This window comes from Neolewinella persica DSM 23188, from assembly GCF_000373105.1.
In the GTDB taxonomy this organism is placed as follows: Bacteria; Bacteroidota; Bacteroidia; order Chitinophagales; family Saprospiraceae; genus Neolewinella; species Neolewinella persica.
In genome coordinates this window covers 193569-214958 of the sequence record NZ_KB890436.1, presented here as the reverse complement: position 1 = coordinate 214958, position 21390 = coordinate 193569, and the positions used below count along the sequence as shown (strand labels likewise).

Genomic DNA, 21390 nt, shown 5'->3' with positions numbered 1-21390 from the left:
ANNNANGNGCGAAGCGACTAGCTGCAACCTGCAACGGGAGCCTAAGCGACCAAAAAACAGAAGGGCGGACTCAGTACTGAGTCCGCCCTTCCGACAGTAATAGATGGTACTGTAGTACTTAATCCCAGCTCTTATTGGATACCTGTGAGGCATTCACTAGCTGGCTGTACTCTTCAGTAGTCAGACCGTCATAGCAAAATTGGATGGGGTTTACCTGTACGCCGTCCTTATGGACTTCGTAGTGAAGGTGATCTCCAGTACTACCACCGGTACTACCAACGAGGCCAATCTTGGCACCGCGTTCAACTTCCTCGCCATTTTTCACCAGGATCTCACTCATGTGACCATAAAGACTCTTAAAACCGTAGCCGTGGTCGATTATGACACACTTACCGTAGTCACCACGGTTCCCGGACCAAACAACTTTACCTTTTCCGGAAGCCTGAATGGGCGTGCCCTTTCTGCAGTTGAAGTCAATGCCATAGTGCATTTTCTTAACTCCGTGAATGGGGTGAAGACGCATACCGAAACCCGATAGGTTCTCGATTTTGCGGTTGAACTGGTCACTACGAATCGGCTTGATGCTGGGAACGGAGGCAATCCGATCTTCCTTATCAACGATCATCACCGTGATGTCATCCAAGGAACGGCTTTGAAGATCGAGGCGATGTTTGAAATCGTCGAGGCGGGAGCGTAAGTTAGCCATATGCTCACCGGTACGTGGCAATTCCCGTAAATCGTCGTAGGCATCATGACCACCACGGCCACCCTGCCACACGTCACGGTCAATGGGTTCCTCACGGAAGAGCATCCGATAGACGCTGGCGTCACGGTCCTGGATGCTCTCCAGCACCTCTCCCATAGCCATCAGGTCATCATTGGTATTATCGATCTGCGATCGGAGAATCTCATTCTCCTGAATCAGCAGGCGCTCACTCGGACTCGGAAAGTACTGGTGAACGACAACCATCATCAAACCTGCGGTAAGGATGGCGGCACAACAAAACGCAAGTCCTCTAAGGATCGTGTAGCGAAGGGGTTCTACAACCCGGTCGTACTGCAGCGAATGTTGGTTAAAGACGAATTTTTCGCGTCTCATAAATTAATAATTAGACAAAAAATCATAACGGCGAAAAAAAACGAAGTTTCAATCCTCTTCTTTAACATGCTCTCAAAACGGGCCGTTATCTTGTTCCCATGAATCTCGTGGTTTTAACAACCAACCGTCCAATGAATGCGAATGTAGCTTATTGTTACTCAAATTATAAAAATTCCTACCTGAAAAGTTATCAACATTGACACTTATTTGCGCTACACTTGTTGATAAAGAACCAATTATGGACAAACTTAATCAAAAAAGTTACGTACAAAAGCGTGTAATTATTTGTTTAAATACATTATTTTTAATATAAAAATGTTTATTTTAGCGAAACATCCCGTAGCAGTCATTATACCTGTCGGCCTTTCTCCGGCGCATCAACTCTTTACTGCTGCCAAAGTCAATGATGACACTTGCTTCTAGCGTAGACCCGAGTCCGCCGGGAACATTGCGGAGGTCCGACACGACCGCATCGTAACTCAAGCCGATCCGAAGCACATCCTGCCGGAAGCTAATGGCCGCAATCAGGCCATCGGCATTTTCGAAGGCATGCCGATACCAACCACCAATGGCCACCGGGCCATAGCCCAGGTACGCCCCCATATTCAGTTGGCGTAAGTTTGCTTGCGACGTGTACAGAAAATTTGGGGTTATGTAGGCAGGCCGCCGACGGTTACTGTATCGTTTCACGTTAATCTGTGCGCCGCCGGTAAGGGTGAGCCGAGTTGGTCTGCCGGCATAAAGGTTACTATTCAATTCGATCAGGCTTTCATCCGGCCGGTTGAGGTGATCAAAGGTGACTCCGCCGAAAAAGGTTTTGGCCGAGAAAAGAACACCTGCACCAAAATCAGCCGACGTTTTCGAAACGCCCGCCAGCACTTCTTCAGTAATGGCTCCACTGGCCCCAACCGTGGGATCCAGTACATCTCCGAAGGTGAGGGTGCTAAAATCCAATCCGGTACTCAATATTCCCGCTGCCAGCCCAAGACGAACGTGGGTTTCTTTATCAATCATTACATCGTAGCTGTACACCAGGGCCACCTCGGTATTCTGATAAGCGCCTTCCAGTTGCTCGTCTTTCATCATCCTCAGGCCAAAGCTCGACGGTGTTCCCTGAATGGGCTGATCATAGGAGGCTGCCATTGTATTGTAGGCACTCGGATAGGAAGTGTGCTGTGCCCGGTAGTTGACGGCAATCCGGGGCGCGGTACCAATCCCTGCAAATGCGGGGTTCAGACGTAAAGGCGCTGCATAAAACTGGGAAAATACTGGATCTTGCGCAGCTAGCGTAGGCAAGAGTGACAGAAATAAAAGGGCGAAAAGGATTTTTTTCATCTATAGGGAATTTACAAAAGAGTTGTAGGGTCGCTGCGCTCCTTGTTGCAGAGTCGCTTCGCTCCCGTTGCAGGGGTTGCAGTTGTTGCAGCATACCCAACCAAGTTAAGGCTGTAACAACTGCAACGGGAGCGAAGCGACCCTGCAACAGCGAACGAAGTGAGCGACTGCAACAGAGAGCAAAGCGACCCCAACCCCTAAAGCTACCGCAAGACCTTCTTTCCTCCAAACCTCAACCGTTAAAGTGGCGGCTGGCCGTCGTTCCCGTGACGGTCAGGTGACGATTACAAACAATTACCGATTTTTAGACAACGTTTTAGTCTTAAGGTCGTATCCTATCTACGGCCTTCATACCATAATTATGCATAAGTACTTTTTCGCCCTCCTGCTCCTTCTCTTTGTCTTGCCCTTGTCGGCTCAGATCCGCTTGCAGGATCGTCTCATATGGGACGATACTCCGGAAGTAGTGGCCTGGGCGGGAGTAACTCAGGTACATTGGTCTTTCTCATCAGCGGAAGTGGGCGAGAACGCAGGTGCAAAGTATGGTGAAGCGCAACCGGTGTACCTGCGGACTTTTGCAGCAGCCCCCGGCAGCGCTTATAGCGTTGAGATCATCAGTACCTCCTTCGAGCCAATTTCTGTACCTCGTGGCTCGGCGGATTTTCCGGAGACCTTTGACTTTACCGTCAGCGTCAGCCGCCAGCCCGAAGGCTGGCTGGGCAAGGTAGCCGCTCCCGCCATCATTCAGACCCCATCCGGGCCGCAACGGCTTACCGCTTTCGATATCCGATTGGTACCGGGCGGCGCAGCCGCCCGCCCCCGTATGGAATTTGCCACCAACTCCGTATTGCGGGAAGGCAACTGGTTCCGCATCACCGTCGGTAAAACCGGTATGCATAAACTCACCCGGAATTTTCTGGTAGATGAGCTGAAGGTGAACCTGGATGGCGTGGATCCCCGAGACATTGCCATCTTCGGCCAACCCCGTTCCGGCAAACTCCCCGAAACAACTAATGAGGACGCACCGGATGACCTTACCGAACTCGCCATTGCCATTGAGGGTGAAAGTGATGGTAGTTTTGACGGCGGAGACTTTATCCTCTTTCACGCAGAAGGCCCCGATCGTCGCACCTATAATGCGGGCTCCGATCAGTTTGTCTACGAAAAGAATATTTACGCTACAACTAATAGTTACTACATCAGAGTTGGTGGCAGCCGTGGCCGGAGAGTAAGTACCTTGCCCACAGCTAACGGTGGTACCGAGGTAAATAGTTACGATGCGCTTTACCACTTCGAAGAAGACAAGTTCAACATCCTGCACGAAATCGGAGGCAATGCCCACGGCTCCGGCCAAAGTTGGTTTGGTGACTTATTTAAGGTCGCCCGGCAAAAAGAATACCGTAATCTTTTCCAGGTTCCCGGCTTTGTACCCGCCGAGCCCGCTCAGGTAAGAGCCCGGATGGCGCTCCGCACCGATGCCACCAGTCGTTTCAATTTGGAGATCGGTGATCAGGTAGTGACCAGTGCCATCGGTAGCCGAATACGAATCGGTGCACAAGAACAGTCCATTGCGGCGGATCCTACCAGCCTGGTGGGTAATGTGACCCTGACCAGTGAAAATTTTTCCGTTACGGTCGACTATCCCATCCCGGGTAACGCCAATACCAGTGAAGCCTACCTCGATTGGATCGAGCTAAGGGCCAGACGCAGCCTTTCTTTTGCAGGACTGGATCAGTTCGACTTCAGAGACACCCGTAGTCAGGACCAGGCAACCATTCGGTTCTCTTTCAGTAATGTACCGGCCGATGGCCGGGTCTGGCGCCTCGATGGTGCGGACATCCGTGAAGCAAGCCTTAGTAATAATGCCTTCTCCGCCTCCGCTACCGGACTATCAGAATACGTTGCCTTCCGTAACGGAGCGTCTCTGCTCCAACCAAAAGCCGTTGGCAAAGTAGAAAATCAAAACCTGCACGCCCTGACCGATGCAGAGATGATCATCATCACCCATCCAAATTTTATTGACCAGGCCGAGAAGCTTGCCGAACATCGCCGGACCCACAGTGGCCTGACCACCGTACTCGCTACCACCCAGCAAGTCTACAATGAGTTCAGTAGCGGCCGGGATGACGCTGCGGCTATTCGCAATTTCGGACGCATGCTCTTTGAGCGTTCTCCCAATCTACGTTACCTGCTGCTGTTTGGAGACGGTAGTTTTGATCATCGCAATATCCTGGAGTTGGGAACGACCTTCATTCCCGCCTTCGAGCATGATGGCAGGTTAACGGAAGTTGGCAGTTTCCCGGCCGATGACTTTTTCGGAATTTTCTCTCCCGCTTCCACCGTCCAGCCGCTGGAACCAGACCTGAATATTGCCGTTGGCCGCCTCCCCGTGAAAACAGCCGATGAAGCAACTCAGGTAGTTCGGAAACTGATACGATACGATACTGACCCCAGTACATTAGGGGACTGGCGTACACGGATGGTGTTCGTAGGAGACGATGAAGACGGTAATCAGCACAGCCGGGATGTAAACCGGGTGGCAAATTCCGTGGCGGCTCTGAAGCCAGACCTGAATTTCGATAAACTCTACTTTGACCTTTTTCCCCAGCAAAGTCTTTCTGCCGGCGATCGCTATCCCGCAATTACTGAAGGATTAGACCGGGCCATCTTCCGGGGGGCCCTGGCAGTTACTTATCTTGGGCATGGTGGTCCACGAGGCTGGGCGCAGGAAAGGGTGCTGACGATTCCACAGATTCGCAATTGGAATCGTCCGGCAGATGCGATCGATCCGATCCAGCCACCAATTTTCATCACTGCCACTTGTACTTTTTCTAACTACGACGATGCAGCATTCGTATCCGCCGGCGAGGAGGCACTGCTTACCCCCAATGGCGGTGTGGCCGCTTTGCTGACCACCACCCGCCCGGTTTTTGCCACCCGCAATTTCGAATTGACGGACGCCACCGCGCGGGCCATGCTGGCCCGGCCCGACGGTAGGTGGCGAACACTGGGAGACATCATCCGTACCGCTAAAAATGAAGAAACAAGCCCCAGCAACGGCGGCATCCTCAGCAGCAATACCGAGAATGCCCGCAAGTTTACGCTTTTGGGCGACCCCGCCACCGTGATCGCCTTCCCGGAGCATTCCGTCCGAACGACGATGGTCGACGACCTTCCCATTAGTGCTGAAAGACAGGACACCGTCCGGGCGCTACAAAAAATGAAGATCAGTGGCGAGGTGACAGACCAGAACGGTCAGTTGCTCGAAAATTTCAACGGTCTCGTTTTCCCAACGATCTATGACAAGCCGCAAACGGCCACCACTTTACAACAAGATCAGCCAACCGTAACGCCGCTGGAAGTATCGGTGCAACGCAACATCGTTTTCCGTGGCAAAGCCACGGTAGCCAACGGAAAATTCTCCTTTGAATTTGTGGTACCCCGAGACATCAACTACGCCTTCGGTGCCGGTAAAATAAGCTATTACGCTGCCGATAAAACTCAGTTTACCGACGCCGCCGGCTTCTATGATAAGCTCGTTATTGGTGGTACCAGCACCGACGTCGTTGCTGATGACGAAGGACCGACAGTGGAAGTATTTATGGACAGTGAGGACTTCATTGCCGGCAGCCAGACAGATGAAGACCCCCTATTGCTGGTAAGCCTGACGGACGATCTTGGCATAAACGTCACCGGCAACAGCATCGGCCATGACCTGGAAGCGGTGTTGGATGAGGATACACGTAACAGTATCATCCTGAACGACTACTACGAGGCGGAAGCCGACGATTTCACTAAAGGTAAAGTTCGTTATCCTCTATTCGATCTGGAACCTGGCCTCCACACCGTCACCGTACGGGCGTGGGACGTCGCGAATAATAGCGCACAGGGAAAGACCGAATTCCTGGTAGCGGCCGATGGTGCTGACGCACTCAGCCGGGTACTGAACTACCCCAACCCTTTCACCGATCGTACTTGTTTTCAGTTTGACCATACCTTGGTGGGACAGGAAGTAGAAGCCATCGTTCAGATCTACACCGTTAATGGCCGGCTGGTAAAAACCCTGACACACCCCTACCCTTTCAGTGATGGAACCGTCCGTCAGGACGACTGCATTGAGTGGGACGGACTGGACGACTACGGCGACCAATTGGCACGGGGCGTGTACCTCTACCAGGTACGCTTACGGGGCAGTGAAGGCACTGTTGTTGACGGGGAATTGGAGAAACTGGTAATCCTGAAATAAGCGTTATCTTAGCAGATATGGAAGCCAGGCTACTAAGTGAAGAGCGATACACCATTGAGGAGTACATTAGATTGTCTGAGAATAGCCAAGAGAAGTTGGAGTACCATGATGGCCTGATTGTAGCAATGGCGGGAGCCAGCCCTGCTCATAATCGAATTGTCACTGACCTATCCGCTTACTTAGTTACTAATTCGGATCAATGCAGGGGCTTTAACAGTGACCAAGCCGTTGCCATTGAAAGTCAGAAAAGGTATGTCTTTCCTGACATTTCATTTGTTTGTGACGAAGAGGACGAATTCGATAAAGAACGATTCCTGAAGAATCCTTCATTATTAATCGAAGTTCTTTCTGATAAAACTGAAAAGCACGATCGTGGGCCAAAGTTTTCCTGGTACCGCAGTTTATCAAGTTTTAAAGAATATGTCTTGATTGACTCCCGGGCACTGCGAGTTGAAAGCTTCTACCATCGAGAGGATGGCCATTGGGACATTCAAAATTTATACTTACCTGACCAAGAGTTATATTTTCATACGCTTGATGTGTCGATTCCTTTGGCAAAAATTTACAAGCGCGTAAATCTTGATCCAGATAAGCCGTTTGATCTTTTAACGAGTAGTAAAGACGGTTGACACCATGCAAGGATATAGCTTAGCTTTACCGCTAAGAACCTCCCCTCATGTCAAAAGTGTACCAAATCTTCGTCTCGCTGGCTTTATTGTTAACTGCTTGTGGCAATGATGCCACTTCCACCAATGCTGCAATAGCTACAGAAGACACTCCAGAAGGAGTGCTGTCTCCGGACGTCAAAATCGCCCCGCCTCCTCCCGTCTGTGTCTACCTGACGGAGGCAACGGTCCTCTCCTATTTCGACAAAACCGTTAAGATGCCGATGCCCGGGCGGCGCTCCGCCGCCGAGTACGCCAGCTGCCAGTATGACCTGGAAGCACCGGGCTGGAGTGCGGCACTGGTCGTCGAGCTGCCTGATCCCGGCTCAAAGCAGCAGGCAATTATCGATGAAGTTGCTGGCGCCAAGGGCAACGATAAGGTAAGCCTGAGCGAAGCAACCGGCCGCTTTATCAATCAGGGAAGGATACTGTCCGTAGCCGGGAAAAAGCATTTTCGGATCAAATTTTCGGCTTTGCCGAAGCAGGGCTCCGACGAACCGTTTGATGAGGCTGCCCGGCGGGAGTTGTTGCTGAAGATGGCGGGGAGTGTTCTGGGCGTTTGATTGGTAAGTTGGTCTATTGGTCTGTTGGAGCTAAAGAGTCGTAAACAATTACATCTGGTGAAAAGGCCTGCTCTTTAAAACTTTTCACTGCATCCTGCGGCCCCGCCAAAAAACGAAACTGAGGTCCTACTACCGAACTAAATCACCAAGACAGGCTGCTAGTTCCCGAGTGCATTCTATCTTCGCGACATGGATAATCTGATCGTTCACAACCTCATCGTTCACGAACTGAAAAAGCAGCCCGAAATGGCGGAAGCCGAGCTCGTACTCAGCAAAGCACCTCTGCACATTACCGAACAATCGATTGAGCTGATCGGCCGGCTGGATCAGATTTTTGAACGAAAGAACGACCTACTGCAGGGCTTCCTCGCAGGGCCCGGCGAGAGCCTCTTCCCCGCCTACTACGAAACGTGGCTGATGGAAGGGCGGGACCGGGAACATTTCCTGACCTTCAGTAACGATACCATGGCGGTGCTGCAGCAAAGTCTGACGGGTGTGATCGGAGCCAAAGGTGGCTACCTCCTATACGCCGATTATACCATGGAAGAACAACGGATGCTCGGTATTTTCCTGATCCGGGAAACACCGGGGATGATCTTTGTGGCCGACGAGGCAGAAGAAGCGCTGAAACTAACGACCACCCAATATCTCGATGTAGACCACATGGCTATGGCCGTGCGACTGCTAGCCGGGAAGGGGCGTAACGTCCAGATGATCCGCCATGCCCGTACCCAGAGCAGCATCAGCCAGTACTTCACCGAATGGGTTGGCCTGGACCGGCCGGAAACCAGTGCCGAACTGACCCAGAACTTCCTCGAACTCGTAGAAGAACTCCCCATCCCCAAAGACCGGGACAACGGTTTCGCGATGAATGAAGGCGATTTCGAAAAAGCCCTGGTGAAATACGCCGCTAAACAGCCACAGCAAACCATCCGTGCTAAAGAATTCGACGAATTCTTTTACGGCAACGAAAAGCCGCTCCAGGAGATGCTCGAACAAGGAGATGGCACGCTGGACGAGGGCTTTCGGGTAGACAAACGTTCGCTGCGGAAGCAATTCTATCTAAAAGCCGGTTTCGGAGGCATGAGCCTCACCTGCACCAAGGATCATTTCCGGGCGGGACAGATCTCCATCGATGAACAGACTGGTACGATCACGATAACTAATCAGGAATTGGCCAGTTTGCTGCTGGATCAGAAAGGAGAGTGATTTAATGGGCAGTTTGTAGTGAACAATTCATAGTTCATAGTTGGCAATCTTTGGTGGACATTCGTAAGTGTAGACGAACATCTGTCACTCCTTCTTGCGTTAGAACTAATGAACCTTCAAAAACTATAATGCTATGCCTGCCACCAAAAAAATAGCCACCGCTAACGGACCTGTTTCTACTACCGAGGTCATTGAAATAACCGACATGACCGCTAAAAATGAGCAAGCTGATGCGCTGATCGGCAAATATTCGCTGTTTGGGACGGCTACCGGACTCATCCCTGTTGCCGGGGTTGACGTAGCGGCGGCCACCGCAGTACAAACGAAAATGATCAGGGACCTGGCCGAAATTTACGGCTATGACATTGATGATCAACTGTTGCGGACAGCCATCACAACCGGAATAACCGCTGTGGGCGGCCGCATACTTTCTGTGGTAGCCGAAACTGTAGCGCAATCCTTTACCCCGCTGAAGATGTTGGTAGGCGGGGCCACTTCTGCAGCTATTTCCGGTTTCCTGACTTACGAGACCGGCAAGGTTTATCAGGCACAGATGCAGCAAGGAAAGGATCCGATGGAAATCGGAGTTATAGAAATCGTCAACCACATTGTTGCCCAGCTTCAGGCCGGAAAGTTGGATCCATCAAGTTACAGCGTGAAGAACCAGCTTTCCAACTTCATTGGGAGCAACCGTCAAAACTAACCAAGCCAGTCATCCTTAATATCCGGCTCCGGCTGGCTTTCGGAATTAAGACAGCTATCAGCCCGACCCGCTTTGCGGGTCGGGCTTTTTTAATGTCGGCCGCGTGTTCGCCGGATACGGCAACAAGACCTCAAGTATGGGAAGCTTACTGTGGGGTCAGTCTTACCGCTTAGGCTTCACCTCCCGCATCAACCCTTCCTGAACCACGGAAGCGACCAGTTTCCCCTCCGTATCCCATATCTGTCCGCGGGTGAACCCGCGGGCACCGCTGGCGGATGGACTGTCAATGCTGTAGAGCAGCCATTCGTCGGCCCGGAATGGGCGATGGAACCACATGGCGTGGTCGAGGCTGGCGATCTGGAGGTTGCGATGATCGATGGCCTTGCCGTGGGGGAATAGGGCGGTGGTCAACAGGTTGTAGTCGCTGGCGTAGGCCAGAACGAGTTCGTGCTCCCGGCGGGCATCGTCCGGGATTTCACCCTTAGCGCGCAGCCAGACGTTGCGGACCGGCTTGTACACCTCACTGGCGAAGGGATTGAGAAACTCTACTGGCCGGAATTCGATGGGGCGTTCAATGCTGAGGATCCGGCGGATGTTTTCCGGTAGCTGATCGCCGAATTGTTTGGCCATCCCGTCATAACTGACGAGTTCGTCGTAGCCCAGCACTTCAGGCATTTCCATTTGATGATCGAAGCCCGGCTGATCCAACTGGAAGCTGGCCGTTAAGTGAAAGATGGCTTTACCGTTCTGGACTGCCTTAACGGCGCGTGTAGTGAAGGAACCACCGTCGCGAATGCGGTCTACTTCAAAAATGATGGGGATCTCGATGTCGCCGGGCAAGACGAAGTAACCGTGAAAGCTGTGGACGAAGCGATCCTCCGGTACCGTCCGCATGGCGGCGCTAAGCGCCTGCGCCATTACCTGTCCGCCAAAGACGCGGGGGGATCCTACGGTGCGGGATTCGCCGCGAAAGAGGTTGACTTCGATGCGTTCGAGGTCGAGGAGGTTGGTTAGTTCGGAGACGTGCTTCACTTTGTTGGTCTTTTGGGCCGTTGGACTATTGGTCTATTAGTCTGTTGGTCTGTTGGAGGAGGTTTTGGATTAACCGTCAGAACGGGGTGGGGTTGCATCTTTGCTGAAATTACCATATTTAAGATGTCATTGAATGAAAACTACTGTCATCATATTTCATCTCCAGTACAGTCCCGAAGGGACGTCTACAGTAACGAGGGGTGACCAAGTTGGCAACGCCAACGAGTGAACCCCTCGGCGATGACCTGGCGACGTCATTATTGCGGGCGTATTCTTTGGTATGCCTCCAGCATACTTCGCGTTCTGCCTCCAGCATACTGCGTGAGTGAGGGGTTCACTCGGGCCTCCGGCCCTACGGTCACCCCTCACTACCTTAGACGTCCCTTCGGGACTTAGCAGCTTAGAATTACCTTCCCCTGCACCAGCGTCCGCGCCAAAAAAACACCCCCATCGTCAACAACTGACGATGGGGGCATTTTAATCGATTAGACAAAAGACAGGCTTAGAAATTAATCTTCACCAACATCCGGGCCTGTACGCCCTGCGATTGCGTCATCTCGCGCATCATCTGGAAGTACTCATAGTTTTCAGCACCAAGTTGGTCCTTTAACATGGCGTTGCCGAATCCTTTAGCGGCATCTTCGCCCAGGAGGTCTTCGATGAGCTGCTCCAATGGCGGCTTGATTTTCGGGTAGTGTCCGACGCTGATGTCTTCAGTATCAAGACCGGCCATCCGGGCAGCGCTGGCGATGGCTGCATCGAGACCAGCGAGCCGGTCGACCAACCCTAATTCAAGTGCACGGTTGCCGGCATAAACACGACCCTGAGCGATCTCTTTGACCGTTTCCAGCGGAAGGTTACGTCCTTCGGCTACCCGGTCCAGGAAAGTAGCGTAAATGGCCTGGGTGCGCTGCTGCAGCATGGCACGCTCTTCTTCAGCCAGCGGGCGGAAGGGGGATAACCCGTTGGCGTGCTTAGCCGTATTAACGGTATCAAGGGTAAGGCCAATTTTGTCCATCAGCCCGTCGTCTTTCGGGAACATTGTGAACACCCCAATCGAACCGGTAATGGTAGATGGCTCGGCGAAGATGGAGTCTGCACCTGCTGCGATGTAGTAGCCACCACTGGCGGCCACGCTGCCCATACTAACCACGAACGGTTTACCTGCGGCCTTCAGCTGTTCTGCTGCGTACCAGATATTCTCAGAGCTACTGGCGCTCCCTCCGCCACTGTTGACGCGGAGAACAACGGCTTTTACGTCGTCATCTTCGGTCAGTCGTTCAATTTCCTTTACGTACTTCGTATCACCAATATTTCCATTAGCCCCTTTGCCGTCGATAATATTGCCTTCGGCGATCAGGACCGCAACCTCGCTGTTGCCACGACCACGCAGCTTGCTCATCCGGGCAGCAAAGTACTTTTCGTGAGAGATCGTTTTCAACTTTTCGTCAGCTTCAAAGCCAACCAGTTCCCGCAGGCGGGCGTCCACCTCGCTGCGGCGCTTAATGCCGTCAATGAGGCCGCCGCTAACGGCTTCTTCTCCCTTCCATCCGGCCAGGGTGTTAGCCCGGCTACGAATATCTGCGGAGGATAAACCGCGTGCCTCCGCAATGTCGTCCACCATATAGGTAAACATATCGCCCAGGTATTCGCGGGTTTGCTCGCGGCTTTGATCACTCATGCTCTTGCGGCGGAATGGCTCCGTAGCACTTTTAAATTGACCGGCATAGAAGACTTCTACATCAACACCAACTTTCTCCATCATGCCTTTATAGAACATGATCTCTCCTCCGATACCACGGAAATCGATGACACCTAGTGGGCCGACATATATTTCGTCGGCAGCGGTAGAAAGGTAGTAGGCACTCTGTTCGTAGTAGGGAGCGTAGCTCATCACAAACTTTCCGCTCTCACGGAAATCCGCAAGGGCTTCCCGGATCATCCGCAGCTTGGTAAATCCACCTCCCTGCATGCCGCTGTTCAGGTAGATTCCTTTGATGTTGTCATCCGTCTTCGCCCGTTCAATGGTACGAATCACGTCGTGTACGCCCACCACTTCATCCATATCGAATTCCAGGCCACTGAAGCCACTGCCAGCATCGACGTTACCCGTAAGTTCCGGAACCTGGGTCAGGTCGAGTTTAAGGATGGAATTATTTTCCACCGAAGGTTTTTGTTCTCCGGCACTGGCCAGGCCGGCGATGGCGGAAATGCCAATAAAAAACAAGGCCCCTAAGGCCAGGAATGTTCCTAAACAGGAACCGAAAAGAATTTTGAAGAAATTGGACATACTACTTTTTTCTCAAATGTTTTATTAGACACAAAGAACGTAAGTAATTCTAAGATCGTTTTTGCTTTTCGATAAACGACCGCGTTTGCAGGTCCAATAACAGAAATTGATGGTACGCAACGGAACCGGGACTTGCTTTGCAGCTTATCTTTGCCCCTTCATTGTTTCCCTTCCCATGCCAGCCAACGCCCGTAACCTCTCCATCGACGTTTTTGATTACGACCTGCCCGACGAACGCATCGCCCGATATCCGGTGGCCGAACGCGATCAGGCAAAGCAGCTGATTTATCAGAATGGGGAAGTCACGACCGGAGTTTTCAGCGAGTTACCCAGCCGGTTGCCGGAAGGTACACTCCTGATTGGTAACAAGACGCGGGTGATCCATGCCCGGTTATTTTTTCCGCTCGCCGAAGGAAAGCGACCGATTGAAATTTTCTGCCTCGACCCTTTACTGCCGGTGGATTATGCACAGAGTTTGGGGGCGCGGTCGCAGGTGCAGTGGAAGGTTTTAATTGGCGGTAACCGGCGGTGGAAACGGGGCGCACTGACCCTTCCGCTAGAGATCGGGGGACATGCCATAAGCCTCGAAGCAGTGCGGGGAGAACGACAGGATAATACCTTTGCCGTAACCTTTAGTTGGACGACGGACGGCCCACCCGTCACCTTTGCCGAAGTGCTGGCTGCGGCGGGTACCATACCGTTACCGCCCTACCTCGGCCGCTCCGCTGAAGCAGCTGACCACGACCGCTACCAAACAGTTTTCGCCAAAACCGAAGGTTCCGTTGCTGCGCCCACCGCAGGGCTCCACTTCACTCCGGAAGTAATGGCCAACCTGGCCCAACGGGGTGTCGGCTGGCAGGAGGTTACCCTCCACGTCGGTGCTGGCACTTTTAAGCCCGTTGACGCGGCCACCCTCGGCGGACACACCATGCACCGGGAGTACTTCACGGTAACCAGCGCCTTCGTTGAGCGGCTGCTGGCGCAGCTGGAAAGCGGTAAGCCGGTCGTTAGTGTCGGCACCACCAGCCTGCGGTGTTTGGAGAGTTTATTCTACCTGGGTGCTGGTTTCGCTATCGGGGAAACTATGATTGTTGATGGCCCGGTAGAGATTGGCCAGTGGGTCGCCGATGATTCCCGACTTACTGCCGTTTCTCCGCTCACTGCTGCCCATGGCTTGAGGGACCTGATGGCCACCAATAACCTATCCCAACTATCCGGCTATACCCAACTCCTGCTTACGCCCTTCGCCACCCTACAATTTGCCGACGGACTCATCACCAACTTCCACCAGCCCCGCTCTACTCTGCTGCTGCTCGTCGCCGCCATCGTCGGCGATGACTGGCATAAGATCTACGACTATGCGCTGGCGAATGACTTTCGGTTTTTGAGTTATGGGGATAGTAGTTTGTTGTGGCGGTAAAGGTTCCGGACCTCCAGGTCCGGTTCGCGAACGGGAGGCAAGCCCCGTCCGTACGGAGAAAGTCAGGATATTTCTGAAACGATCCGCTAGCCTGCAACTTACGCCTGCTAAGAGCGTGTTGTTTAACCGGCTGCCTGCCAAAGTATTGTGCTTTATTGGTTTGGCCAGCCACATTAACCTAACCCAAAAACTAAGCCGCCATGACAAAAATCACCAACCTCATCATCATCGACGCAAGCGGATCAATGCTTTCGAAGGCCGACGAAATCCGTGGCGGCCTGAAAATGATTTTCAAGGAAATCAAAGATGACATCGCCCTGGGAGAAGCCAAGATTCGTACCATCGTCACCCAGTTTTCCAGCCCGGGTTATTTCAAGGAATTAGTCAACTCTAAAAAGGCGGAGAAGCTGACGGACAAGCTGGCCGACGCCTACACCCCTCAGGGCATGACGGCCTTATTCGATGCCATCGGGCAAGGGTTTCAACTCGTGCCGGAGGGACAGGACTCCGTGCTGGTAACCATCATGACCGACGGGCAGGAAAACAGTTCGCAGGAGTACGACAAGGCCGCCATTACCAAGCTTATCTCCGACAAAAAGGCCGGTAAACCAGCCTGGACAATCACTTTTATGGGAACTACCGAGCAGGCGATGCGGGATGCGCAGTCGTGGGGTGTCAGCAAAGGAAATTCCTTGCGAGTCAGTAATGACAGCAAGGGCTTTAACAAAAGCATGCGGAATTATTCCAAGATGCGCTCACAACACTACAACGCTTCAACCGGCCGCATTTACGGGACAGACATGGATAATTTAGCGAAGGACAATGAGGCGGAGGATGAATAGTGTTGCCTCGTAGTTACAGGTCGGATGTAGGAGAGAATGTTTGTTTCTGCTAGCCCTTAGGCACCTCTCCCTCGGTCCCTCTCCCCCGGAGAGGGATGACCCAAGCATCGGTGTTTTCAGGTAAAATAGAGGGTACTCAGATTACAAATTCTCGACCGGGCAACCCTGCTCCTTTATCCTTTCCTTTCACCTGCGGCCCCGCCCTAATTAGTCTGGTAGCGCGATTGCAAAAGGAAGTTCGCAATTGACGTAATAATACCCCTCTTGTAACCTCCCATCTTATTACTTAATGCCTAAATGTACTTATTGGTTACTGCTCCAATACCTTCTTCTTAGTGTAGCTTCTAAGTGCCTTAATGCCTTAGTGGTTACTCTTCTACTCAGCCCTATTCAAACGGATTAGAATACCGCTCATCCGTCAGCAGGCTTTCATCCGTTAGGGAATTGAGGAAAGCCAGCAAAGCCGCTTTCTTCTCTTCCGTCAGCGTGAAACCGGTGATATTGGGGTCTTTGTTCTCGACGGCATGTCCACCCGAAGCATAATGATCCAGTACCTCCTCCAGCGTGGCAAAGCGCCCGTCGTGCATGTAGGGGCCAGTGAGCGCAATATTGCGTAGGGTCGTTGAGCGGAACTTGCCATTATCCGACCGGCTGCCCGATACAACTCCGAAGCCTTTATCTGGAAAATCATCCAGGCTGGCCACATCCTCGATGCCGTTGTTTTTGAATAAATTATCTCCAAAGGAAGGGGCATTATGGCAATGCCCGCACCCTGGGTGATCGGCCCCTATGGGAACGTTTTCAATGAAAAACAGGCTATCTGCTCCAAACTGTTCCTCTTCGGTGAAGAATTCGGAATTCAGGTACACCACGCGGTCGAAATGGCTGTCGGCAGACACAATAGTATGCTCGAACTGCGCAATGGCTTTCACCGCCATCTCCCGGGTAATCTCCCCCGTGCGCCCTACCCCAAAGGCTGCTCTGAAGCGCTGCGGATAATCTTCGCTGCGCCGCAACCTGACCAGCACCCGCTCCCAGTCTTCGTCCATTTCGAGCATGTTTTCGACGGGATGGATGGCCTGTTCCCATATTTTCAGTTGTCCACCGTCCCAGTTAAAGGCCGTTGGGTTAAACGCCAGGTTTACGATCGACATCGCGCTACGCGTTCCTGGCTGCCCCCCTACCCCTACCGCTAAGGCGCGGCCGTCGGTAAATGCTTTCTCTTGTAAATGGCAATCGGCGCAGGCAAAAGCACTGTCCCGGCCCATAATCTTATCATAAAACAACCTGCGTCCCAGCGCAATTCCCTCCACCGTTAATGGGTTCGTTTCATCAACAATTGGCCGGGGCATATGATCCGGCACCTCCAGGGTAAAGGGCGTGGGGGTTGAGGGGCCGGTGATCACCCGATCCTCCGGATCTACCGGACAGCCTTCGCAGGGCAAAGGCGGGTCTGGCTCGCAGCTGCTGGCAACGAAGAGCGTGAAGAGAGAGAAAAGCAGGAGAAAACGATACATAGTCAGATGGTCAAAGAGTCAGGGAGTCAAACAGTCTGAAGTCAGAGAATCAAGCGGTCACGGAGATTATGCTGTGACTATCTGACTCCTTGACTCTCTGACTCCCTGACTCCCTGACTAACAAAAGAAGTATCCGTAAGGGTTTGCAAGAAAGCAACTAATGCGCGGTGCTGGTCGGGAGAAAGACCAAGAGGAATGATGTTGGGATCCTTGTTCTCAGCATATTTCCCGCCAGCATCATAGTGATCCACCACTTCTTTAAGAGAGTTGAACCGGCCATCATGCATGTACGGGCCGGTTAGGGCTACGTTGCGTAAGGAAGGTACCCTGAACTTGCCGTTGTCATACTTACTCCCCGAAATTGGTCCCCGACCTGGGTCTTTAAAGTCGTCGAGGGAATTGGCCTCATCCAGGCCATTATTAGAAAAAAGCTGGTTGGTAAAATGCGGCGGGATGTGACAATGAGCACATTCTCCCGTGGGAATCTCAGCGTATTTACCGGCATTCGGCTCGTCCGCCAAATCGAAAAAGATGGCATTACCCAGTGCTTCTTCCTCGGTGAAAGTCGCTTCTCCGCGTTGTACCCGGTCGTATTTTGAATCGGATGAAATTAAACTCCGCTGGTATTGTGCCAGGGCTTTACCCACGTAGTCCGGGTTCAATTCCGACAACTCCTTGAGGCCAAAAGCGCGCTCAAACTGTGGCCAGTAGACCGGATGCCTTCTGAGTTTACTGATCATCAATTGCCAGCTCCCCCCCATTTCATTAGGGTCTGCTACGGGGTGCAAAGCCTGGGTTTCGAGGTTATCGGCCCGGCCGTCCCAGAACAGGGTTTGGTGGAGGTAACCTACGTTGGTAAGACCCGGCGCGTTGCGCCGGCCCAACCTGCCGTTGATGCCAACACTGATGGGCTGTCGGTCGGTAAAAGCAAGTTCAGGAAGGTGACAGGTACTGCAGCTGACCGTAGAATCTGCCGACAGCAGTGGATCAAAGAAAAGGGCTCGCCCCAGGGCGAGCCCTTCCTCCGTCGTCGGATTATCGGGGGGATAAATGATTTTTGCGAAAGCCTCTGGTTCAGGAATATTCATTGGGGTTGGCGCCGGAGGCTGGCAGGCGACCAATAAGCAAAGAAGGATTGCCGGGAAGAAGATCCGCATCATTGTGTATCGTAATTAACGAATCTGTAGCTCAAACTGCCCTGCGAGGCGGGTCCAGATGTCCTGACCAATGGCCTGGTTCATGCCGTGGATACGCTGCTGATCCGGATTGGAGATATCAAAGCTCTCCGTATCGCTTGCCAGTGCTTTAAAGACGTCGGCGACGATGTTCAGTTCCGGGTTGGCCGTGGTACTAATCGTGAAGTCACCCGTGAAAGTGATGGTCGTGTACATCGCATCGCTACCCAAGTGGTAGGTAAGCCCCGTATCGAAGGTACCGTCGTCTTCGAGGTCTGCGTTTGCTTCGATCTTAGCAAAAACGTAGCGGGCGTTAGCGTTCCAGAACTGGACTTCATTGAGTACAAAATCAGCAGAAAATTCATTTGGGTCCATCGCGTTCAAATCGGGCTTCACACCCAGGCCGAAACGCAGACCGACATAATCACCTACGGGCACATTGTAGGTCCGGCTGGTTACCGAACCGTCCGTTTCTGATTGGTAACGAATCAGGTCTATATCTGCCAGGCGGACGGCAGCCCCGCCGGCGGCGGGGAGCAACTCAAGGTCAGAAACATAATATTGAAAAAGCGTTGTTTTTAACTTGGCGCCCGTTGGGTAGTCGTAGGCAATACTTTGAATGCTCAGATCGGCATCATCGTACTCTGCACGGAAATTGACAGTGGTTGCCACCTCTCCTCCCGTTACGGAGTCATCGTCGTCCATACAGCCGGCAAATAAAAACATGAGGGGAAAGGCCAGTAGGCTTAAGTACTTCATTGGTTAAGTTTTTTAGATAGATGGACCTTGGATAGTAACCAGCACAGCAGCATGGGAGTATTGAGGCTATTACCAACCAAGTTGTCCTAATTAAGTATTTAAAAGCTACTAATAAAACAATACCGCAGCCTGGATAGATACCAAAAAACGGTCATTGTTTTGTTTGATTGCCGACCAAATATTGTGTGCGCTGCCGGAGCAAACCGCCTATTCACCTATCAAGGAATTGTCGGGTTAGTGTTACCCTTACCTGCATTAAAGCAAAGGCATGGAAAACAAAGCTCCACGAGCTGAAGCGCTGCTCGCTACCGTACGTAACTGGCTACCGCCCTGGCGAGACAATCAGGTTTGCGCCCTGCATCTAAAACCAAGTCCGCAGTCGTAAAACCTGAGGTGGTGCCTGATGCCGAAAGGTGAAGCTTACTTCTTCAAATTTCGGGAGGCGGAACCGGCTCTTTAGCGTCCCACTGAAAGCCCAGGGCTCGGCCGGTAACCCAATAAAATTGGTATCAAATTCCCCATTATCGTTTTCATCGTGAAAAATGCCCAGGGCATAATCCTTTCCAAAAACCATGTCAGGCACCTCAATTATTGCCTGGCCGGTGTCAGTTACTTTAACGGCCACCAAACGCGCTTTTTCGCGATCAAGAAAGTCATCCGCTGACTCGTAGATGCCTACCCAAATTGTTCCCTTTGCTTCCCGGACATTGTCAACAGAAAAGTAAAGGCTCCCCTTCATCGGCTCTTCTCCTAAACCATCACCTCCCCAACAAGCCGAAAGAGCGGGAAGCACCGTGGCCAGACTAAGGCAGAGCAGCAAAAGGAAGAAGTGTTTCATGCTCTATGAACGATTTTTTACAAAAGATGGATGTTACCGCGGTCCTTTTCCTTTGTCCCTTGCCGACTTTTAACACTAAGTCTCGTTTAGAAAAACAAAAGCGGCCTTCCCGCTGAGGAAGGCCGCATAAAGAATTCATTTGGGGGTTGGGTTAATATTCTGACTTGTCGATAGCATAGCGAACGACCCGCTCAGGATCGTTGGGATAAACGCCTTTGAGCGAAACTGTTCCATTAGCGCTTTTCATCGCTTTCTGAAAATCTTCGGTATCCCGAATATTTCGATCATTAACTTTAGTGATGATGAAACCCGGGCGGATCCGGGTTTGCTCCGAGAGGATACCTCCCTGGATATCTGCAACGGTGACGCCACCGGAGATGTTCAGCTTTTCTGCCGTAGCGTCATCAAGACTGACAAATTCCGCGCCGAGCTCAGAAACCGAGGCCGGTTTCGGCGCAGGCCGGACGACATCCGTCGTTCCTTCTGCGTTACGCAGTCGGGCAGTAGCCGTACGTTCCTGGCCATCGCGTTCGTAACTGATCTTCACGACGTCGCCGGGGCGGTGGCGGCCCAGTTGCTCCAACAGTTCACTGTTGCGAAGGGTGATGACACCGTCAACGCCGGTGATCACATCGCCGTTCTTCAGGCCGGCTTCTTCCGCCGCACTGTCTTCGGTTACTTCTGAAACAAGGACACCGTTATCGCGGTCAATCCCAAGCTCCTCCGCCCGGGCAGTGTTGAGCTCCATAATCCGTGCACCAAGCAGGCCACGCTGAACGATGCCGAATTCCCGGAGGTCTTCCACCACCTTTTTAACGATGGCTGACGGTACGGCAAAGCTGTAACCGGCAAATACCCCAGTTGGGCTACTGATGGCCGTGTTGATGCCCACCAGGTCTCCGTTAATGTCGACCAGAGCACCACCACTGTTGCCGGGGTTGACAACGGCATCCGTCTGGATGAAAGACTCGATGGCCAGCTCGCCGCCACTCCGGCGTACGATATCAATGCTCCGGCCTTTGGCCGAAACGATACCGGCAGTGACCGTACTGGTCAGGCTGAAGGGGTTACCTACGGCCACAACCCATTCGCCTACCTTAAGTTTATCACTGTCGGCAAACTGAACCGTCGGCAGATTAGTTTCTTTGATCTTGATCAGAGCAATGTCGGTGGTCGGGTCTACACCGATGACTTCCGCATCGTAAGTCCGCTGGTCGTTCAGAACCACCTGGAGGTCTTCCGCTCCATCAACCACGTGGTTGTTGGTGGCAATGTAACCATCGGCGCTGATAATGACCCCAGAGCCACTACCTTGTTGCAGCGGCGCTTCCCCGCGTTGCCCGCCTTCTCCCGGGTTACCGAAAAGGTCCCTTAAAGATTCGGGGATCTCATTAGGGTCGAAACCACCTCTGCCGCCTCCGCCAGCTTGCTTGCTGGCCTTGATGTGTACCACTGCGGGTAGCGCCTTTTCAGCCGCCGTAGCAAAACCGGCACTTGGCGCAGGGTTTACGTTTACCGTCGTACTGGGCTCCGCGAAATTAGCGTAATTGGTGGTGGGTTGGGGTTGTACTTCCACATACTTGACCTGCTCGTTCAGGCCCAGGTATTGCGCGCCACCGAGGGCGGCGAGGCCGCCAACAACGGCAGCCAGAATAATGAAGAGAAACTTTTTCATTGATGATGCACTTTTTGTTTTT

Annotated in this window: 16 protein-coding genes; 7 read left to right on the top strand and 9 right to left on the bottom strand. The window is 52.4% G+C overall.

Going from position 1 to position 21390, the window contains the following annotated elements:
• Nucleotides 1-118: 118 nt before the first annotated feature.
• Complete coding sequence (locus tag B036_RS0115510; protein ID WP_020569651.1) at nucleotides 119-1099, bottom strand: M23 family metallopeptidase; 981 nt, start codon at nucleotides 1097-1099, stop codon at nucleotides 119-121.
• Between the two features lie 324 nt (nucleotides 1100-1423).
• Entirely contained in the window at nucleotides 1424-2434 is a 1011-nt protein-coding gene (locus B036_RS0115505) for a PorP/SprF family type IX secretion system membrane protein (protein ID WP_020569650.1), read from the bottom strand.
• A gap of 361 nt (nucleotides 2435-2795) precedes the next feature.
• Between B036_RS0115505 and porU the strand changes: the two genes are divergently transcribed.
• The 5 genes from porU to B036_RS0115480 all read left to right on the top strand — a co-directional run bounded on the left by porU (nucleotide 2796) and on the right by B036_RS0115480 (nucleotide 9820).
• Nucleotides 2796-6680, top strand: a complete 3885-nt coding sequence (gene porU / locus B036_RS29585) for a type IX secretion system sortase PorU (protein WP_020569649.1) — start codon at nucleotides 2796-2798, stop codon at nucleotides 6678-6680.
• 17 nt (nucleotides 6681-6697) lie between these two features.
• Nucleotides 6698-7309 (top strand): Uma2 family endonuclease, encoded by a 612-nt coding sequence (locus B036_RS0115495; RefSeq protein ID WP_020569648.1) that lies wholly within the window; start codon nucleotides 6698-6700, stop codon nucleotides 7307-7309.
• 47 nt (nucleotides 7310-7356) lie between these two features.
• Entirely contained in the window at nucleotides 7357-7908 is a 552-nt protein-coding gene (locus tag B036_RS0115490; RefSeq protein WP_020569647.1) for a hypothetical protein, read from the top strand.
• Between the two features lie 189 nt (nucleotides 7909-8097).
• Nucleotides 8098-9117, top strand: coding sequence for a nucleoid-associated protein (locus B036_RS0115485; protein ID WP_020569646.1), 1020 nt, complete (start codon nucleotides 8098-8100; stop codon nucleotides 9115-9117).
• A gap of 133 nt (nucleotides 9118-9250) precedes the next feature.
• Nucleotides 9251-9820 carry a YcjF family protein gene (locus tag B036_RS0115480; protein WP_020569645.1) on the top strand — a complete coding sequence of 190 codons (570 nt, stop codon included), beginning with the start codon at nucleotides 9251-9253 and terminating at the stop codon, nucleotides 9818-9820.
• A gap of 162 nt (nucleotides 9821-9982) precedes the next feature.
• Here B036_RS0115480 and tesB read toward each other — a convergent pair whose 3' ends face one another.
• Together tesB and sppA are read right to left on the bottom strand one after the other, a co-directional pair.
• Entirely contained in the window at nucleotides 9983-10852 is an 870-nt protein-coding gene (gene tesB, locus B036_RS0115475; RefSeq protein ID WP_020569644.1) for an acyl-CoA thioesterase II, read from the bottom strand.
• Nucleotides 10853-11354: 502 nt separating this feature from the next.
• Nucleotides 11355-13142 carry a signal peptide peptidase SppA gene (gene sppA, locus B036_RS0115470; RefSeq protein ID WP_020569643.1) on the bottom strand — a complete coding sequence of 596 codons (1788 nt, stop codon included), beginning with the start codon at nucleotides 13140-13142 and terminating at the stop codon, nucleotides 11355-11357.
• A gap of 175 nt (nucleotides 13143-13317) precedes the next feature.
• On the opposite strand from sppA, the gene B036_RS0115465 reads away from it, so the two are divergent.
• Nucleotides 13318-14562: an S-adenosylmethionine:tRNA ribosyltransferase-isomerase gene (locus B036_RS0115465; RefSeq protein WP_026232029.1), complete on the top strand. Its 1245-nt coding sequence runs from the start codon at nucleotides 13318-13320 to the stop codon at nucleotides 14560-14562.
• A gap of 200 nt (nucleotides 14563-14762) precedes the next feature.
• Nucleotides 14763-15404 carry a vWA domain-containing protein gene (locus tag B036_RS0115460; RefSeq protein ID WP_020569641.1) on the top strand — a complete coding sequence of 214 codons (642 nt, stop codon included), beginning with the start codon at nucleotides 14763-14765 and terminating at the stop codon, nucleotides 15402-15404.
• 386 nt (nucleotides 15405-15790) lie between these two features.
• Here the strand turns inward: B036_RS0115460 and B036_RS0115455 are convergent, their stop codons facing one another.
• The 5 genes from B036_RS0115455 to B036_RS29570 all read right to left on the bottom strand — a co-directional run bounded on the left by B036_RS0115455 (nucleotide 15791) and on the right by B036_RS29570 (nucleotide 21368).
• Nucleotides 15791-16921 (bottom strand): cytochrome-c peroxidase, encoded by a 1131-nt coding sequence (locus B036_RS0115455; protein ID WP_020569640.1) that lies wholly within the window; start codon nucleotides 16919-16921, stop codon nucleotides 15791-15793.
• A gap of 77 nt (nucleotides 16922-16998) precedes the next feature.
• Nucleotides 16999-18081 carry a cytochrome-c peroxidase gene (locus tag B036_RS29580; RefSeq protein ID WP_157472174.1) on the bottom strand — a complete coding sequence of 361 codons (1083 nt, stop codon included), beginning with the start codon at nucleotides 18079-18081 and terminating at the stop codon, nucleotides 16999-17001.
• A gap of 12 nt (nucleotides 18082-18093) precedes the next feature.
• Entirely contained in the window at nucleotides 18094-18855 is a 762-nt protein-coding gene (locus B036_RS0115445; protein WP_020569638.1) for an MbnP family protein, read from the bottom strand.
• A 361-nt stretch (nucleotides 18856-19216) separates the two neighbouring features.
• Entirely contained in the window at nucleotides 19217-19693 is a 477-nt protein-coding gene (locus tag B036_RS29575; RefSeq protein ID WP_020569637.1) for a DUF2141 domain-containing protein, read from the bottom strand.
• Nucleotides 19694-19844: 151 nt separating this feature from the next.
• Nucleotides 19845-21368 carry a Do family serine endopeptidase gene (locus B036_RS29570; RefSeq protein ID WP_020569636.1) on the bottom strand — a complete coding sequence of 508 codons (1524 nt, stop codon included), beginning with the start codon at nucleotides 21366-21368 and terminating at the stop codon, nucleotides 19845-19847.
• Nucleotides 21369-21390 lie beyond the last annotated feature (22 nt).

Bases quoted from the DNA above. Each gene is read 5' to 3' on its own strand.
- porU (WP_020569649.1), top strand. From the start codon at position 2,796: ATGCATAAGTACTTTTTCGCCCTCCTGCTCCTTCTCTTTGTCTTGCCC.
- B036_RS0115460 (WP_020569641.1), top strand. From the start codon at position 14,763: ATGACAAAAATCACCAACCTCATCATCATCGACGCAAGCGGATCAATG.
- B036_RS0115495 (WP_020569648.1), top strand. From the start codon at position 6,698: ATGGAAGCCAGGCTACTAAGTGAAGAGCGATACACCATTGAGGAGTAC.
- B036_RS0115465 (WP_026232029.1), top strand. From the start codon at position 13,318: ATGCCAGCCAACGCCCGTAACCTCTCCATCGACGTTTTTGATTACGAC.
- sppA (WP_020569643.1), bottom strand. From the start codon at position 13,142: ATGTCCAATTTCTTCAAAATTCTTTTCGGTTCCTGTTTAGGAACATTC.
- B036_RS29575 (WP_020569637.1), bottom strand. From the start codon at position 19,693: ATGAAACACTTCTTCCTTTTGCTGCTCTGCCTTAGTCTGGCCACGGTG.
- B036_RS0115510 (WP_020569651.1), bottom strand. From the start codon at position 1,099: ATGAGACGCGAAAAATTCGTCTTTAACCAACATTCGCTGCAGTACGAC.
- B036_RS0115445 (WP_020569638.1), bottom strand. From the start codon at position 18,855: ATGAAGTACTTAAGCCTACTGGCCTTTCCCCTCATGTTTTTATTTGCC.
- B036_RS0115455 (WP_020569640.1), bottom strand. From the start codon at position 16,921: ATGTATCGTTTTCTCCTGCTTTTCTCTCTCTTCACGCTCTTCGTTGCC.
- B036_RS29570 (WP_020569636.1), bottom strand. From the start codon at position 21,368: ATGAAAAAGTTTCTCTTCATTATTCTGGCTGCCGTTGTTGGCGGCCTC.
- B036_RS0115490 (WP_020569647.1), top strand. From the start codon at position 7,357: ATGTCAAAAGTGTACCAAATCTTCGTCTCGCTGGCTTTATTGTTAACT.
- B036_RS0115505 (WP_020569650.1), bottom strand. From the start codon at position 2,434: ATGAAAAAAATCCTTTTCGCCCTTTTATTTCTGTCACTCTTGCCTACG.
- B036_RS0115480 (WP_020569645.1), top strand. From the start codon at position 9,251: ATGCCTGCCACCAAAAAAATAGCCACCGCTAACGGACCTGTTTCTACT.
- B036_RS0115485 (WP_020569646.1), top strand. From the start codon at position 8,098: ATGGATAATCTGATCGTTCACAACCTCATCGTTCACGAACTGAAAAAG.
- B036_RS29580 (WP_157472174.1), bottom strand. From the start codon at position 18,081: ATGATGCGGATCTTCTTCCCGGCAATCCTTCTTTGCTTATTGGTCGCC.